General features: G+C 60.8%; 13 protein-coding genes and 2 pseudogenes. 11 read left to right on the top strand and 4 right to left on the bottom strand.

All coding sequences use genetic code 11. The features are described from left to right. Positions 1-226 precede the first annotated feature (226 nt). Both KHO41_RS24210 and KHO41_RS24205 read left to right on the top strand, forming a co-directional pair. Positions 227-2,890, top strand: coding sequence for a LuxR C-terminal-related transcriptional regulator (locus KHO41_RS24210; protein WP_211955794.1), 2,664 nt, complete (start codon positions 227-229; stop codon positions 2,888-2,890). A 119-nt stretch (positions 2,891-3,009) separates the two neighbouring features. Then, entirely contained in the window at positions 3,010-4,149 is a 1,140-nt protein-coding gene (locus tag KHO41_RS24205; protein WP_211955793.1) for an acyl-CoA dehydrogenase family protein, read from the top strand. Positions 4,150-4,268: 119 nt separating this feature from the next. On the opposite strand, the gene KHO41_RS24200 is transcribed toward KHO41_RS24205, so the two are convergent. The 3 genes and pseudogenes from KHO41_RS24200 to KHO41_RS24190 form a co-directional block, all read right to left on the bottom strand. Continuing rightward, entirely contained in the window at positions 4,269-4,568 is a 300-nt protein-coding gene (locus KHO41_RS24200) for a hypothetical protein (RefSeq protein ID WP_209765686.1), read from the bottom strand. Between the two features lie 12 nt (positions 4,569-4,580). Further along, positions 4,581-4,799, bottom strand: a pseudogene (locus KHO41_RS24195) (IS630 family transposase); the annotation flags it as partial. A gap of 277 nt (positions 4,800-5,076) precedes the next feature. Beyond that, entirely contained in the window at positions 5,077-6,363 is a 1,287-nt protein-coding gene (locus KHO41_RS24190; protein WP_211955792.1) for an IS701 family transposase, read from the bottom strand. A gap of 644 nt (positions 6,364-7,007) precedes the next feature. Here KHO41_RS24190 and KHO41_RS24185 point away from each other — a divergent pair. The 8 genes from KHO41_RS24185 (at position 7,008) to KHO41_RS24150 (ending at position 12,716) form a co-directional block, all read left to right on the top strand. Beyond that, complete coding sequence (locus KHO41_RS24185) at positions 7,008-8,213, top strand: Mu transposase C-terminal domain-containing protein (protein ID WP_244874005.1); 1,206 nt, start codon at positions 7,008-7,010, stop codon at positions 8,211-8,213. A gap of 19 nt (positions 8,214-8,232) precedes the next feature. Further along, a complete protein-coding gene (locus KHO41_RS24180; RefSeq protein WP_244874004.1) occupies positions 8,233-9,087 on the top strand; it encodes a TniB family NTP-binding protein in 855 nt (284 codons plus the stop codon). Continuing rightward, a complete protein-coding gene (locus KHO41_RS41935; protein ID WP_211955789.1) occupies positions 9,047-9,604 on the top strand; it encodes a TniQ family protein in 558 nt (185 codons plus the stop codon). The genes KHO41_RS24180 and KHO41_RS41935 overlap by 41 nt, the downstream gene beginning before the upstream one ends. Positions 9,605-9,839: 235 nt before the next feature. Beyond that, the gene (locus KHO41_RS24170; protein ID WP_211955788.1) at positions 9,840-10,163 is read left to right on the top strand and encodes a helix-turn-helix domain-containing protein; all 324 of its coding nucleotides are present in this window, start codon (positions 9,840-9,842) and stop codon (positions 10,161-10,163) included. Positions 10,164-10,567: 404 nt separating this feature from the next. Next, complete coding sequence (locus tag KHO41_RS24165) at positions 10,568-10,828, top strand: hypothetical protein (RefSeq protein ID WP_211955787.1); 261 nt, start codon at positions 10,568-10,570, stop codon at positions 10,826-10,828. Positions 10,829-11,680: 852 nt separating this feature from the next. After that, the gene (locus KHO41_RS41325; RefSeq protein ID WP_244874002.1) at positions 11,681-11,890 is read left to right on the top strand and encodes a hypothetical protein; all 210 of its coding nucleotides are present in this window, start codon (positions 11,681-11,683) and stop codon (positions 11,888-11,890) included. 209 nt (positions 11,891-12,099) lie between these two features. Then, the gene (locus KHO41_RS24155) at positions 12,100-12,354 is read left to right on the top strand and encodes an AbrB/MazE/SpoVT family DNA-binding domain-containing protein (protein WP_211955786.1); all 255 of its coding nucleotides are present in this window, start codon (positions 12,100-12,102) and stop codon (positions 12,352-12,354) included. Further along, positions 12,354-12,716: a type II toxin-antitoxin system PemK/MazF family toxin gene (locus tag KHO41_RS24150; RefSeq protein WP_211955785.1), complete on the top strand. Its 363-nt coding sequence runs from the start codon at positions 12,354-12,356 to the stop codon at positions 12,714-12,716. Before KHO41_RS24155 ends, KHO41_RS24150 begins: the two co-directional genes overlap by 1 nt. A 132-nt stretch (positions 12,717-12,848) precedes the next feature. Here KHO41_RS24150 and KHO41_RS42085 read toward each other — a convergent pair. After that, positions 12,849-13,385 (bottom strand): annotated as a pseudogene (locus tag KHO41_RS42085) (IS110 family transposase); the annotation flags it as partial. 758 nt (positions 13,386-14,143) lie between these two features. On the opposite strand from KHO41_RS42085, the gene KHO41_RS24140 reads away from it, so the two are divergent. Continuing rightward, positions 14,144-15,316, top strand: coding sequence for a porin (locus tag KHO41_RS24140; protein ID WP_211955784.1), 1,173 nt, complete (start codon positions 14,144-14,146; stop codon positions 15,314-15,316). The last annotated feature ends 493 nt before the right edge of the window (positions 15,317-15,809 follow it).

Genomic DNA, 15,809 nt, shown 5'->3' with positions numbered 1-15,809 from the left:
ACGTTCCTATCCCAGCCAGGATAGTAAGGACGAGTCCGCCGAGGCATGTCGGGTAGCATTCTTCGCCACGTTTCCAGACCGCAAAGAATGCACAGAGTAAGGCACGACGCGCTCACGTGCAGCCCCACCCATATCGGGTTGCCGGTCTTGCCGCAGCCACCCGACGCGACTGCCCGATCCTACAATTCGCGAACGCCCGCCGTCCGGCTTTTCAGGAGTTCCCGCCATGCCGCCAGCCGCAGGCGTGCCGGACACGCTGCCGCACACGCCCCCCGTCTCGCCGAGCAAGCTCACGCCACCGCGCAGCGCCCGTCCGCTGATGAGGCGCGACTGCCTCACGGCCCGCCTGACCGAAGCGCGCAGCCTGCGCTGCGTGACGATCCATGGACCGGCCGGCAGTGCCAAGACGAGCAGTCTTGTGGCATGGCGCCAATCGCTGCTGGCGCTCGATTACGATGTGGCGTGGCTGTCGCTGGCAGCCGAGGATGACGATCCCGCAACCTTCCTCGAAGCCCTGCTCGCCAGCTTGTCGGCCGTCGATCCGGCCCTCGCCGCCAACGCACAACTTCTGGCCGGACGCGACCGTACGCCGGGTGCCGCAGAGCATTGCGTGATCACGCTGGTGCGCGCCATCGCCGCATACCGGCGCGACCTGGTGCTGATGCTTGACGACGTTCACGTGCTGCGCGATCCGCGCGTTCTGTCCACCTTGCGCTGGCTGCTCGACTACGCGCCATCGCAATTGCACATCGCGCTGGCTTCGCGGCGGCCGCTGCCGGAGCCCGTGTCGCTATCGCTCGCACGGCTGGCGGCACGCGGCATGGCTGCCCACTTCGATCTGCAGGACCTGCGATTCTCAGCCGAAGAATCCGCGCGATTCCTGTACGACCAGCTCGGTGCCATTGCGACGCACGACGCCAGACGGCTGCACGAACTGACCGACGGCTGGCCCGCGGGGCTGCAATTGTTCACCGTTGACCTCCGGGCCAAGCAGGGTGGCAGCTATGTGCCGGTCCATGTGCGCGATGCCGAGACCTTCGCCAGCTATTTCGAGCGCGAAGTGCTGGTGCGGCTCGCACCTGCCGACCTGCACCTGCTCACCAGCCTGTCCGCCTGCGACCGCTTCTGCGGCGCGCTCGGTGCGACCCTACCCGGTGCATCCGACACTGGCCCGGAGATCGCACGACGTCTTGCCGCCCTGGCGCTCGACGGGCTGTTCCTTGTCCGACTTGGCGACGCCGCTGGCGAGCGCACCTGGTACCGGCTCCATCCCTTGCTGCGGCAAGTCCTCCAGACGCGCGCCGCCGCACTGCCCGACGACGCGCGCAACGCGCACCACATGGCCGCCTGGCACTGGTTCGCGTCGCACGGACTGGTCGAAGAAGCCGTCGGGCATGCGGTGCGCGCAGGCGACACGGAAGCCGCTGCCGACATGGTGGAGCAAGCCGCGATCAACCGTCTCAAGCGCGGCGACCTGGGCCAGCTTGCCGCGCTGCTGCGCCGGCTGCCGGCTGCCGCCATTGCGGCCCGCTTTCGCCTGGAACTGGCGATGGCCTACCTCCATATGTATGCTGGCGACGGCGACGCGCTCGAAGCGAGCCTGCGCCGCCTGGATGCCTGGCCCGAATCGCCTGGCACGGCCGATGTGTCGCAAGGGGCCGACGACTTTGCGCTCACGGCGCGCGCCAACATCCTGTCGTGGATGCACATTTATCGGGGGGAGTACGGTGAGGCGCGCCAGGTGATCGAGGACGGAGCGCCATGCGACGGCGCGCCGCGCGGCATCTTGCTCGGCCGCTGCATGGGCGGCATGACGCATGCTGCGCAGGGCGACGTACTGCTCGCTGAACGCATCTTCCGCGACGTGCTGGCAGAGTCCGAGCAGCAGGGCCGCACCTACGTCGGCGTCGCCTCCATGGCCGCCGCGTTGCTTGGCGAAGCGCAGTACGAACTCAATGACGTCGACGCCGCCGCGCGTATGCTCGCCGCGCGCATCGACGTGCTCGAGCGTATCTCGATCCCCGACACGGTGCTGCGCGCGCTGCAGACCTTGTCGTGTGCCGAGTGGCTGGCCGGGCGCCGGACCGAAGCGTTCGCCTGCCTCGACCGGCTCGAACGCTACGCGCGGCGGCGCCGGACCAACCGCCTGCTGGCGACTGCACAGTGGCTGCGCGTACGCTGTTATCTGGAGGTCGGCGAAGTCGACGCCGCCGCGTCGGTCCTGCGCGAACTGGAAGGGCTCGCCGATCAGTACCGCGGCGCCACGCGCAGCACAGCATGGGAAGTACGCGTTTGCGCCGACCTGGCTGCCACCGCCATGCATCTGCACCACAACGACTTCGATGCCGCGCTAGCCCGTCTGGCGCCGTTGCAGGAGTTGTCCAGCGCCGGCGGCCGCTGGTGCCGCGTGGCTGCGCTGCACCTGCAGATGGCCATCGCGGAATCGGGCCGGCGCAATTCTGACAGGACCCGCGCCCATCTGGTGGAGGCGCTCCGGCTCGGTCATCGCCTCGGCCTTGTTCGCAGCCTGCTCGACGTCTCGCCACATGCGCAAGCCATGATGGCCGACGTCGCTGGCGACCCGTCTCTTGATCCCGTGCTGGGCTTCTATGCCCAGCGGTTGGCGAACGAAGCCGCGCTTGACGCAACGCCGGCTCCGAACCCCTCACTGTCGCAGCACGCGGCGCTCGAGGCACTCAGCGACCGCGAAAACGAGGTGCTGATGCTGCTGACGCAAGCCATGCCGAACAAGAAGATCGCCCGCGTGCTCAACGTGTCGCTCGACACTGTGAAATACCACCTGCGCAACGTTTACGCCAAGCTCGGCGTCGGCAATCGCGACGAAGCTGTCGCCCGCCTGCGGGAGACGCAGGCGCCACGTCTGGGCTAAGGATATCCGGATCCCCGCCCACCTACACCACCGGTGTAGGGATTTCGTTCGCCGCCGCACCCACACTCACTCCATTGCGGGACCGATCCGGTGCCGCCAACGGATGGGGAGAATCAGCAGTGGAGATCCAGCGCACTGTCTATCGCGAAGACCATGAGATGTTCCGCGCCACCGCGCGCCGCTTTTTCGAGACCGAGTGCGCGCCGCGCCAGGCCGGGTGGGACAAGGCCGGCCAGGTCGAGCGCGATATCTGGCTGAAGGCCGGCCGCGAGGGCCTGTTGTGCGTCACTGTGCCCGAGGCTTACGGCGGTGGCGGTGGAGACTTCGGCCATGCCGCCGTGCTGGCCGAGGAGTACCACCGCTCCGGCGTGTCCGGCCCGAGCTTCTCGGTCCACTCCGACATCACCGCGCCGTACATCGTCCGCCTCGGCACCGAGGAGCAGAAGCGCCGCTGGTTGCCGGAAATCTGCCGCGGCGAGAAGATCCTCGCGATCGCCATGACCGAGCCCGGCACCGGCTCCGACCTGAAATCGATCCGCACGACCGCCGTGCGCGATGGCGACGAGTGGGTCATCAATGGCAGCAAGACCTTCATTTCCAACGGGCTGAATGCCGACCTGATCGTGGTGGTTTGCAAGACCAATCCCACTGCCGGCGCCAAGGGCGTGAGCCTGGTCATGGTCGAGGCCAACCGCGAAGGCTTCCGGCGGGGCCGCAAGCTCGAGAAGGTCGGCCAGCACGCGGCGGACACGGCCGAGCTGTTCTTCGACAACGTGCGCGTGCCGGCGGACAACCTCATTGGCGTGGAAAACGGTGGCTTCATCCACCTGATGGAGGAACTGCCCCAGGAGCGCCTGATCATCGGCGTCTACAGCGCCGCACGCCTGGAGCGCCAACTCGAACTGACGCTCCAGTACGTCAAGGATCGCAGGGCGTTCGGCCAGACCGTTTGGGACTTCCAGAACACCAAGTTCAAGCTGGCAGACATCAAGGCGCAGGCCATCGCCGTACGCACGATGATCGACTACTACATCGCCCAGCACATGGCGCGCAAGCTCACACTGCAGGAAGCGGCCATTGCCAAGCTGTTCGCCACCGAAACCATGTGGAAGTGCGTGGACGAAATGGTGCAACTGCACGGCGGTTACGGCTACATGCTGGAGTATCCCATCGCCCGCTCGTTCGCCGACATGCGAGTGACGCGCATCTTCGGCGGTACCAGCGAAGTCCTGCGCGACCTGATTGCGCGCAAGCTCTGAACCACGCACCCCCCAGACCCTGGAGTCATCATGAGTGAGAAAGTACTGGTTGCCGGTGTCGGCATGATCCCCTTTTCCAAGCCGGGCGCGAGCCCTAGTACAACATCCCGCAAATACCTTTAATAATTATCGGGCTGTAAATAGGGCTCCAGGAGCGTGACGATCAACTGGGCCATCTCGTCGAGTGTGCCGGTGCCAGGCAGTGGCTCCCAACGCCCACTGTGGGTACGAAAGGCGGCTCCATAGCGTTGGCGGCCGAGCTCGGTCAGCCGGGCCACCACCGTCGGCTCCTCGTCGTCCAGACGTTTGATCAGCAGGTGACGTCCGTAGGCTTGCGTGATGATCTGCTCGTGGCCGAGCAGGCTGCGCAGTTGCCGCTGCAATTCGGCAGCGTAGTGTTTGGCGGGTAAGGCTGGCATGTCGATTCTCGATTACGATGCGCCGGTTTGCAGTGGATAGCCCCGGAAGCTCCATTTGAACGGGCGGGCCACCTGATTGTGCGCGCCGACAAACTGCTCGGTGCGTTCGCGCAGGTGCGCGATGCTGGTGTGGCTCGCATGGCGCAGCACTCGGCGCGTGTAGCAGGCAAACCAGAGCTCGATCTGATTGACCCAACTCGCGTGCAACGGCGTGAAGTGGAAGTGAAACCGCTGTTGAGGATCGGGGATAGCGCGACTACTGCGCGCGTATGCGCGACAGATCACGCGGGCGTTCAGCCGTGATTCTTATGGGAAATCCGCCCGCAAGTACGTTTTTCGGCAGTTGCTGAAAAGCAACGTCCAGGCCCTCGATTCTCAGCGTTATTGAGACTACCTCAACTTTAGACACTCGAATGCCCTCCGCGACCGCGCGTAGCAGAGCGATCGTGGAGTGACAAACGAGATGGTGATTGCGATGAAACGTACGAGCAAGGCCGCGGAAGCGGCGTTACCCGGTTGCTGCGGGAGCATGCCTCGGTTCTGGCCGGCGGAATTTCCAGCACTTGGCCAATTCGGCCAACCCCAGTGCAAGTCCGGTAAATTCGCGGCGCAGCCACTGGGCCACCAGCCCGGCAGTGACGGGCTGGCCGACACGCCACGGTGCGATCGTGTCCATCGGGAACGCGTCGGCGATCGCCAGGCTGAGCAATTGCGTGAGCGTCCACGCGCACGATCGGATCTGCATCCACAACTCCAGCACGGTACGCGTCTGCTGCCAGAGATTGTTGAAGCCAAACCAGCGTTTGAGGTTGTGGAACAGCGGTTCTATCGCCCAGCGTCGCGCGTACAGCAGCACGACCGTTTGAGCGTCCAGTTCCGTTTCGGAGGCCAGCATCAATCGTGCCCTCGTCCAGCACTGTCGCTTTTCGTCGTAGAACTGACACCAGACGGCACGCATTGGCTTGCCCTTGAGGAAGCGGACCACGGCAATCATCGAGCGCAAGCGAACGCGTTGCTCCTGGCCGTAGACCGGCAGGCTCAATTCGGTCGCCGGCAGCGCTTCGATAGCTTCCTTGCTCAGTCGTTCGCCATAGGTACGCGGTCGGCCACGCCGGAGCCTCTTGGGCATCACGGGCAACTGGAACAAGGCGGTATCGATACGAGCCTGGCCAATGACATGCATGTTCCGGCGCAACAGTGGCAAGACCAGGCGTGCGCGCATGAACCACGAGTCGAACAGCACGCGGATGGGCTTGTCGGTCACGCCGGAGATCGCTCGCACGAGTGCCAGCGCGATCTTGAGCTTGTTGGTGTTGCCCCGCTGGGGAACCAGACGCGAGACGATCGGCAGCGCCATACCGATGCCGCTGCTGCCCAACACGCTCACCGCCAAGGTCACGATGCATTGTGCCCAGACATTTCGGGGGCGATTGGTCTTGCCGCTGTGCTCGCGCCGCCAGGCAACACCCGGGGCCTTCTCCGAGCAGCGCATCACCAGCGTGTCGTCGAGGACCAACGTGAGCATATCGCAGGGCAATACCGCAATCACCAACCGCAGCAGTGCCCGTGCGAGCCGTACCGTGCGCAGGCTGCCGCGTTCCAGCAACTTGTAGTACGTCGTCCAGTGCTTCTTGCTGTCGATCGCCGAGATCGCTCGCGTCACCCAACCCTCCGGCGAAACCATGCAGCCGCACAGCAGTTCCACGAAGCTGGCCTGCGAGCGAAGCGGGACGGCGATGAGGAGAATGTTGATCCATTCGGACAGGTAAAACCGTGTACGTTCAGACAGGGACATCGATGGGCCAATAAGGATCGAAAACGATCCTCATTGGCCGCTGCGCTGCTTGCGCTAAAAACCCGCGCAAGCAGCGCAGCGGCCTCACGATTGCCTATCCATGTCAAGCGTTTTTCCGATTTCCAACTACTTTCTCGCCCCCCGATTCGGGGCGCTGAATGTCTAAAGTCCAGTGAGACTACGTCGAAGCGGTCAAAATCGCCTAATGTAAGACGAAGAAAAATTCTCAGGGACCTTCGATGACAGAGGAGCCCGACAAGCGTGAACTAGCCGCGGCGCAAATCTTCCAACCCCTTGGCGAGGCACCGCTCACGCACAAGCAGGCATTGCTTGCAGGGAAGTTATTAGGCTTACACCGTTCTTCAGTTTACCGGTTGCGCCGACGCTATCTGGCAGATCCGGTGACAGCGTCATTGGTGCGGTGTCGACCAGGACCGCCGCGCGGCCGACATTTGTTATCGGACCAAGTAGAGGCCATCGTCCAGGAGGTCCTATCCGATTGGCTTCCGCGGCAAAAGCATCCAGCGCATCCCCTCTATGCCATTTGTCGAGAGGTCGGCATGCGGTGCGCCGCTGCAGGCGCCACAGCACCATCGCGCGCAACGATTTCCCGCCGGTGGGCGGAACACCGTGACAAAGAATGCATGAAGCTTTCGGGCGCCGCGCCGGGCCACCTTGTGGCAAAGCACCCTTTGGATATTGTGCAGATCGATCACACACTTGCCGACATCATGCTGGTCGATGAGGTGTTTCGCCACACGATTGGCAGACCGTGGCTGACTTTGGCAATCGACATTGCGACACGATCGGTCGTGGCAATGTATGTCGGTTTCGACCGCCCTAACGCGGCGACTGTCGCTTTACTCCTCACGCGGATGGTCCTGCCCAAGGCGCCCTGGTTGGCGAGCCGGGAGGTCGCCGTAGACTGGCCGATGCATGGCGTGCCGAAGGTACTGCATCTGGACAATGCTGCTGAGTTCAAAAGTAAAGCACTGCAAGCGGGTTGCAATCAGTACGGCATCGAACTGATGTATCGCCCGCCTGGCCGACCCTACTTCGGGGGCCATATAGAAAGACTGAACCGTACCATGATGGAGAAGGTGCACAGTCTGCCAGGCTCGACCGGATCGTCGACGAAAGGACGAAAGGCTCGCAAGCCAGAAGCGGAGGCCGCATTAACCCTCCCGGAGTTCGAGCAGTGGCTGATGTATGAAATCGGACAGACCTACCATCACAGTGCCCATCGAGGCTTAAGCGGCGCGACGCCATACTCCGCGTGGTCGACGTTGTCTGAAGCATCGAAGCCGCGGCTTCTTCCCGACTCAGTTGCTGAAGAACTTCGCTTCCTCATTCAGTTCCTGCCGATGAACCGACGCACCATCCAGGCTGACGGCTTGACCCTGTTCTATCTGCACTATTGGCATCCGATCTTCACCGCCTGGCGGGCAGCTAACCGTCGCGTCGTGGTGCGCTACCATCCAGAGGACCTATCGAGAATCTTCGTCAGTGCCGATGGCAAGGAATACGTTGAGGCAAGCTTTGCCGACTTGCGGCGTGGCCGAATCTCCCTGTGGGAGCAACAGGCGGTACTGAAGCATCTCCGGTCGCAGGGAAAATCCCACGTCACGGAGTCTGCGATCTTCAACGCGATCGCCGCACAACGCAGCATCGTAGAGGGGGCAACAGCGAGGCGGCGATCGGCAGACAGACGCGGCAGAGCAGGGCAGACGTCACCTTTCCCGGCGAGCGGGCCGTCCAGTCGGCAGGCGAAATCCCCCGATACGTCATCGCCAACGCCGGATGTCGACTACAGCAAGCCGGCTCCAACTTATCACGTCGAGCAACTGTGATCAGGCAATGGGTGCTTCCTTGACACACCTTCTGCCGGAAGTCCGTTCTTTAGCAAAGAGCGACGACAATGTTCGCATTCTCGCTTTGGCTCGCGATCGATGGATTGACTATCCCCGCGCAACACAGGCGTTCAAGCTGTTGGACTGGATGGTGAAGATTCCGCCACGGCAGCGTATGCCGTGCGTGCTGTTGTATGGCGACTCGAACATCGGGAAGACCCAGGTCATCGCGAAATTTGAGCGACGCCATCCTCCGGAATATGACGAAGAAAAGGGCGTGGAGCACCGGAAGATTGTGTCTATGCAAATGCCACCGACGCCCGACCAGAGCCGCTTCTACACATCGCTCCTGTTCGAGCTGGGAGCGCCGTTCAACGCCGCAGCGAAGCTCAGCGTACTCGAGAAGCTGACTCGCGAGGTACTACGGGAAATTTCACCGCGCATGCTGGTTGTCGATGAAGTTCATCACCTCTTGGCGGGAAGTTATCGCGAGCAGCGCGCCTCACTAAACCTGCTCAAATTTCTGGCCAACGACCTCCAGATGACGATTGTCCTTGTGGGAACGCAAGATGCCGAGTTTGCACTGCAAACTGATTCGCAAATGAGCAGTCGCTTTGCACGCTTCGTGATGCCTCGATGGCAGGAGTCGGAAGCCTTCCGGGGTCTACTGGCGGCATTCGAGCGCATTCTTCCTTTGCGACGGCCATCAAATCTGGCGAAGCGAGAAGTTGTCTCGGCCGTTCTGGCGGCGAGCGGAGGTTTGACCGGTGAGGTCTCGCGGCTCTTGAATGCAGCCACCGAGCTTGCGATCCGCGATGGCAGGGAAATGATTGATGTCTCCCACATTGAACAAGCTCGAAGCAGCGTGTTCTAACCGGCCGAGGCCGTGGCCAGTTGCGCCGCGTCCCTTTGAGGGAGAGGCATTTGGAGGCTGGCTTGGACGACTCGCTGCCAAGTACTACTTGACGGTCGAACAGCTTTGGACCCAGGCCAATCTCGGCCCGATGCCAACCCTGACGCAAAGGAAATGGCTACTGTTTCCGCCAGTGCCGATCGAGACCTTGGAACGTCTCTCACAGCTTACCCACGTGAGCGTGGATCGCCTGAGAACGATGCAGACTCCAATTAGTTGGATCTACGAAAGACGTCGCTTACGGTATTGCTATCCCTGCTTGACCTTGGATCGCGCCGATGTCTGTTCGCCATTCTGGAAACGCGAGTGGCTGGATCCAGCCTTTTCAATGTGCGTACGCCATCCTGGCAAGCTCGAAACGACTTGGTACTGGAATCTCCATGACGTTGGCAATTTCCATCAACTGCTGCGAAGAGCCTACGCAACGCCCCACCGGGACCTTGTTCGCATGGAAAAGATACTGTCGCATGAATTCTGAGCAAAAAAACCAATAATCTCATGATCGTTGAGCGTGAGTCTCATGAACCGCGATCTTCAACAACAACAGACGGAAGCTTTGATCGCGAAAATTTAAAAACGCAATTAATCGCCTACTGCTCGCAATCCACACAACTGTGGAGCCAGCAACAAAGGGGGTCAGTCCCACGCAGCGTATAATTTCATGTTAATGAAACAACAGCCTCCGCGCCTCCTTCTCCACGGACCGACCCACCATGCCACGACCACTCCCTGACCCAACCCCGCCTTCGCGTGCAACGATTCGCACCATCCAGCAGCTGGGCGACCGCATCCGAGCCACCCGGGCTGCAGAAGGCATGCCCATTGACCAGGCAGCGAGTCATTGCGGGGTCTCCGTCGGCATGTTGTCCAAGCTGGAAAACGGCAAGGGCGTCAATCTCGAGCACGCCCTGCGTGTGATGGACGGACTGGGTTTGACGATGCTGGCCGTGCCCAAGGCGCATGCGCCTTGGCTCGAACAGGCCGCGGCCCATGCGGCCAGGATCGGCGAGGGGGCTGCGTGGGAACCGCATGCGTAGGCGCAGGCGTGGCGTGGCGCCAAAAAGCGTAAATCTCGGATGTCGCGGGGGTGAAATGTCCGGTTGCGAGGTTGGCCAGGATGCTGCGCGGGGAAGGGCGTTTCGCTGGTGCCGTGCCCCTGAGCTCAATCGTTATCCAGGCGTCTCGTAGTTACGGAGACGATATCTCGTGCGCGTTGGCTTCCCAGGCCGTTTTACGGTTTCACTCGAGACGAGCATCGGGGTCTACCTCCTGCTCGGCTGGCGGGCGGCATCAGCATGGTGTCCTGAATCTGCCGGAAATCGACATCCTGCAACTCTGCAACTGGAAGACCTGCGCTGGCATGCACCCTCCAAAATTTTCACTTTAGGGGCAGCCGCCCAGTGCCTATGCTGTCAGGCAGCACAGGAGACAGCGGAGGTCCATGATGACCACTCACAGAAAAGAGGTGCAGTCACCGCCGGATACTGCCACCCTTTATCCTGCCACCGCGCTCTACGCGCGCGTGGATTCGGTGGATCTGACTACCAAGGTGATCTATGGCAACTGGTCGCCAGAGGCAGGCGTGGCCACGCGGCTCGAATGTCCGATCCTGGCACTCAACCCGCTGGACTATCACTTCTTTGTCGTGCCACCCGAGGCCACCATCCACGGCCAGAGTCTTGTGCGCGCCGTGCCGAAGTAAGGGCAGCCATGCCTGCGCACGACATCCACTTCCTGCAGTCGCTTGGGGTGCGCGGCATTGCGGAAGCCGTTGCGGCTTCGGGCCAGGCAGGTAAGCAACCGAGGGGGTGAGCTGTACCCAACGGCAAAAAAGAACCATTGAAGCGCTCGAGCAGAGGAGGCTAGCCGCGCACGTGCTGCCACCCGGTGCGGAAGCCGGGTCGCACTAATCTAAGCTAGGTAAAATTTGCGGCTAATATTTTATTAGCGTGTGACGGTCGTTAAGCAGCCCTCACTTAGGCGAAGCCTCCCGTCCTACGACGACGCGTCGGCCCAAGACGGGCTTGCGACCCTATCGACCGGCCTTGCTCACCGTCTTCAGCCTCGGGGAAGCAACGCGGGCGGGTGTTCGCTTATCCCGAGTTCCTCAGAATTCTGGACAGCGGAACGGAGGGGCAGGTACCGTCGCGGCAATGATCGAACCAGCAAACGGCAGGAACGACGCCCCCCGTCTTCAAGGCCCTTCGGCGCCGGGCCATTTCGCTATCAGCCGGAGCGGTGTCGACGTTGCTGCCCTGCGTGGGCGCGGGGCGCCACCGCTGCGTGACTGGGTAATCGAACCCGCCCCACCTACTGATCCTACGCCAATGAACCCCTCATATTCATACCCTGTCAGCCAGCTTCTTGCCCTGGGCCAATCCTTCGAGGCGGTAGACCGGAGACTCGAAGCGTGGAAGAGGTAGGCAAAACTCGGCGTTGACAACGCCACCTCCCTGGGTTGATGGCTGTCGTCGCTGAAGAAGCGCTACACACGGGATCCGTGCCTGTGCCATTCGCCCCCGTGCATGCCTGGAAAATTCTCGGGGCACTCAAAATGACCGAAGCCCTGCCTGCCTTGGTTTCGCTGTTGCGCCGCATTGACGATGACTTTGACGATGGGATCGCCACTGAATTGCCCTGCGTCTTCAGCCAGATGGGCGGGCAGTCAGTGGATGCCGGCCGCGTGAGCTTACCCGCATGGGATGGCGATCGGACTACCGTTGTTGAGGATCGGGATGGCGCGACCACTGCGCGCGATCCCTGATCCTCAACAGTGCCCGACAACTTTGGCCATGCTCGATGGCAACCACGAGCGCCTACCTGCACAGCGAGGAGGATGCGCGTTACGAGGCGACGCAGGAGCCACATCAAATTGGGCGGCGCCGACAAGGCATAAGGAGGCAATGTATCTACTTGTTGAAACAAATGATGGAGACGTTTAAACTTGTATCAACATAGCGAGGAGTATCCATCATGCGCAAAAGTGCAACCCTGACGATTCAAAAGTGGGGCAACAGCCTGGCCGTCCGCATCCCCACGGCGGTGGCTCGTTCCGCGCACTTTGCTGAAGGGCAGCAAGTCGAGGTGTCGGTCGACGAGATCGGTGTCACGGTCAGGCCTGTCGGCCGCCGTGCCCTCACGCTCGCGGAGAAGCTGGCGCTATTCGACCCGAATCAGCACGGTGGGGAAGCCATGGTCACGCAGCGTGTCGGCGCGGAGGCCATGTAATGGCGGGTAAGCTGTGGGTGCCGGAACGACGTGACATTATTTGGATCGACTGCAATCCGCAAGCTGGCCGGGAGATGAAGGACATGCATCCGATGCTGGTGCTCTCACCGCGGCCGTTTAATGAGCGGACCAGTATCGTCATTGGCATGCCGATGACAACGGCAGCCTATAACGAGACCAATCCATTTGCCATCAAGTTTCAGGGGCCGAAGGGAAAGAACAGCTACGTGTTGGCTCACCAACCGAAGTCGTTCGACTGGCGAGCCCGCAATGCCAAGGCCCACCCTTGGAAGCAGGCTCCCTTGGACGTCTTTGCCGCTGCTTGTGAGCAACTGAACCAGATCATCGCCATTGCAGAGTAAGGGCGTGCCTGGCGGTACAAGCTCCTCAAGCGCCAAATGTATGGCCGCGCGAATATCGAGCTTCCTGCAACACCTACGTTGGTCAACTTCGGCGCCCGCCATCGAAAGGGCCTGCCCATCAGGACACGATTTCTCGGCCAGCGCGAGCCGTTCTGTCTCGCGTAGCAACTGCTCGCGCAATTCCGCTGGCAGGGCCGCGCCGTCGTGACAGGCGACCTTGCCGCTTTCGAGCCGGTCAGCGAACGCCTTATGGTCAACTTCGTCCCAGCAGCCAACGGTCATGAGTAGTTCTCTCATGCGGGCAGTACTTCCTTTTGCGGCTGACCTCGATCACGCCATTAGATGCCGCGAGGCCTCGTCCTGTGGGCACGGTACACGAACCACGTGCATGCGATCGCCAGGCGCGCAGGTTGATGACCAGACTGACCACATCGAGCCGATCAGTCTTCGCGCGTCGCTTGAACGTCGGATCGGAATGCTCGCCGCGTCGATCACATAACACTCAACGCCGCGAGCACGCAGTGCGTGATAGATCCGGAAGCCGTCCTGGCCGGCTTCGTAGCTGACAACAACACGAACGTCGGCTGGCAGTGACCATTTCTCTTTTTGTTTCTCGATCAGATCCAGCAGCGCCTGTAGGCGGGTCCGGGCTTGTGGTTGGGCCACCGGATGTGCGCAAATCAGCCATCGGTCGCCCATACCGACGAAGTCATACTGGCGGTCTCGCTCGAGCTAGCTATCGGGAAATGTAAAGTCGGGCTGCACGACGAGCTTCGTGAGAAGCCCGCTGTATCGGGAACCGGTCAATCAATCAGATGCGTCCACGGCGCGACGGCGCGCGAAGTACGACGACCATTGAGGGTCGAAGGCGTTTGCCATGCCACGTACTTGACATGCCGAACGATGGGAATCGTTACAGCCCGGAAGAGCCGAAGTGGCCGGACGTAGCCGTCGACTTGGATCCCCGCAAGCTCCTTCAAAGTAGTGGTTTCCCCTGAGCGCTTCCGTCGTTGACAGCGTAGATACACGGCAATATGATGAATCACGATTCATCATTACATGTATGTGCAAAGAGAGCATGATTTGTTCTCTGCAGCAGTTAGCCTTGAGCGGCTTGGAAGCGCCGCCACGTCCGTGACCAGGGATGAGCCAAAGATTCAGCGTTAGAGCAGTTTTACTGAAGAGGAATGTAACGGCACGGCGGCAACTCTGTTTGACGTTTCGTAGCCCTTGCCTTGCTGCATGGCGATGGGGTGAATGCGTTCTGCGATTTGGGCTACACGGGGTGGTGAATCGTGACGGGACGCTAGGCAAGCGCGTGAAGTGGCGTGTTGCCGTCACCGCAGCAATGTTCAAAGCCACGCGATCGTGCACTGACGGCGGCCGGCCCAGATGCCAGAAATAACATAGAGAGGAGACAAGTGAACATGAAGAAGATGGCTATGGTGATTGGGATGCTGGGTGCCTTTACGGGAACGGCGCATGCGCAGTCTGGCGTCACCCTGTATGGAGTGCTCGACTTACCGATCGAATACGTCAATCACATGGCCAGCGCTGCCCCTACCGTCAATGCGGCGACGGGCACTGTCACTCAGCAGCCCGGCGGGAACCGCTTTGCACTACAGACTACTGGTGGGTTGTCGGGACCCCGCTGGGGGCTGCGCGGGGTCGAAGATCTTGGTAGCGGTATGCAAGCACTGTACGTGCTTGAAAGTGGATTCGGCGTTGATGATGGCAAATCACAGCAAGGTGGCCGCCTTTTTGGACGGCAGGCTTTTGTCGGTCTGCGACACGGACAGTACGGAACGCTGACTTTTGGGCGTCAGTACACCTCGATGTTCGATGCTTTCACGAATTTCGGGCCGCTGAGCTGGGCGCCACTATATGACCCCATTGTCGTACAGCTAGGCTCGACCTTCCGGGAAGATAATATGATGAAATACACGGGGGTATTCGGGGGTGTCACAGCCGTTGCTCACTGGAGCTTTGGTGCGGGTGTGGGGGCTCTAGCGGTACAGCCGCTGGCCGGCGGAGGTGCTGGGGAAACTGCAGGTCATTTCCGCGACAATTCAGCATACGGGGCTGCCTTGACGTATGCCGGAGGCCCATTTGGCGTAGCGGTCGGTTACGACCAGTGGAATCCCGCGGTGACGGTAGGAAACCCGGGGACTGTAAAAAAGGCGAGCGTCGCTGCGAGCTACAGCGTGGGTCCAGCCAAATTTTATGTTGGCTATCGCTGGGGTGATAACAAGGACGCCACTGGAAATTCGCTGGTTCGGGATGACTACTATTGGATTGGTGCAAATTACCAGGCAACTGCAGCCCTCTCCTTGAGCCTGGGGTACTACTATGACGATCTGAAGACGTTGCGGCTGAGTTCCACAGCGCCGGCGGCTAACCCCGCGAATCCGTGGCAAGTCGGCTTTATTGCAGATTACACCCTGTCCAAGCGCACTGATGTGTATCTGACCACGGCCTATGCAAAGAATGCCGGCCTGAACTTTGACACTTCGGCCAATGGTTTCGCCAACGGCTATTTCCTCTCGCAGGGCAGTAGTAATCAGTTCGGCGCGGCTGTGGGTATTCGCCACAAGTTCTAATTGCTCATTGTCTCCACCCTGATGGTGGCGTCGGCTGCCATCAGGAATTTTAGCCCCCGACCTGGATGAAAGGGGGTTGTTTTTTAGTTCTTATATAGATTTCCCACTCAGTTTTGTACCGTCACGTTGACAGAAAAGTTTTTGATAAACAAATGTTCAAATAAGTAAAGAATATTCGTACGTATAAGTCAATCTGGTGTGGAAGAAAATCTCGGGGTTGTAGAGTCAGAATGAGTGAGAACGTGTTTGATAGGGGGGCGAGCCGTGCCACATCTGTCCATATCAACGTCAATTCAGATTGTGTTAGTAAGCGCTCGATAGAGTGGGCGCGATCGGCGTACCGTTGCATGCCATTAGCGCGAATTTAATTTCATGTTGGGACCGTGCTTATCCGGTTAGCTCCCAGACCTACTAGATGTAGTGGGTAGCGATTTTTTGGCGTAGAGCTCGGCATAGGTCGGCGCGGTGACGTCACCAGCGATGCCGAGCAGGG

Origin of the sequence: Cupriavidus numazuensis (genome assembly GCF_905397435.1) — a bacterium.
Taxonomy (GTDB): Bacteria; Pseudomonadota; Gammaproteobacteria; order Burkholderiales; family Burkholderiaceae; genus Cupriavidus; species Cupriavidus numazuensis.
The sequence above is the reverse complement of the archived record's forward strand: the minus strand, read 5'-3'. Positions and strand labels throughout refer to the sequence as shown.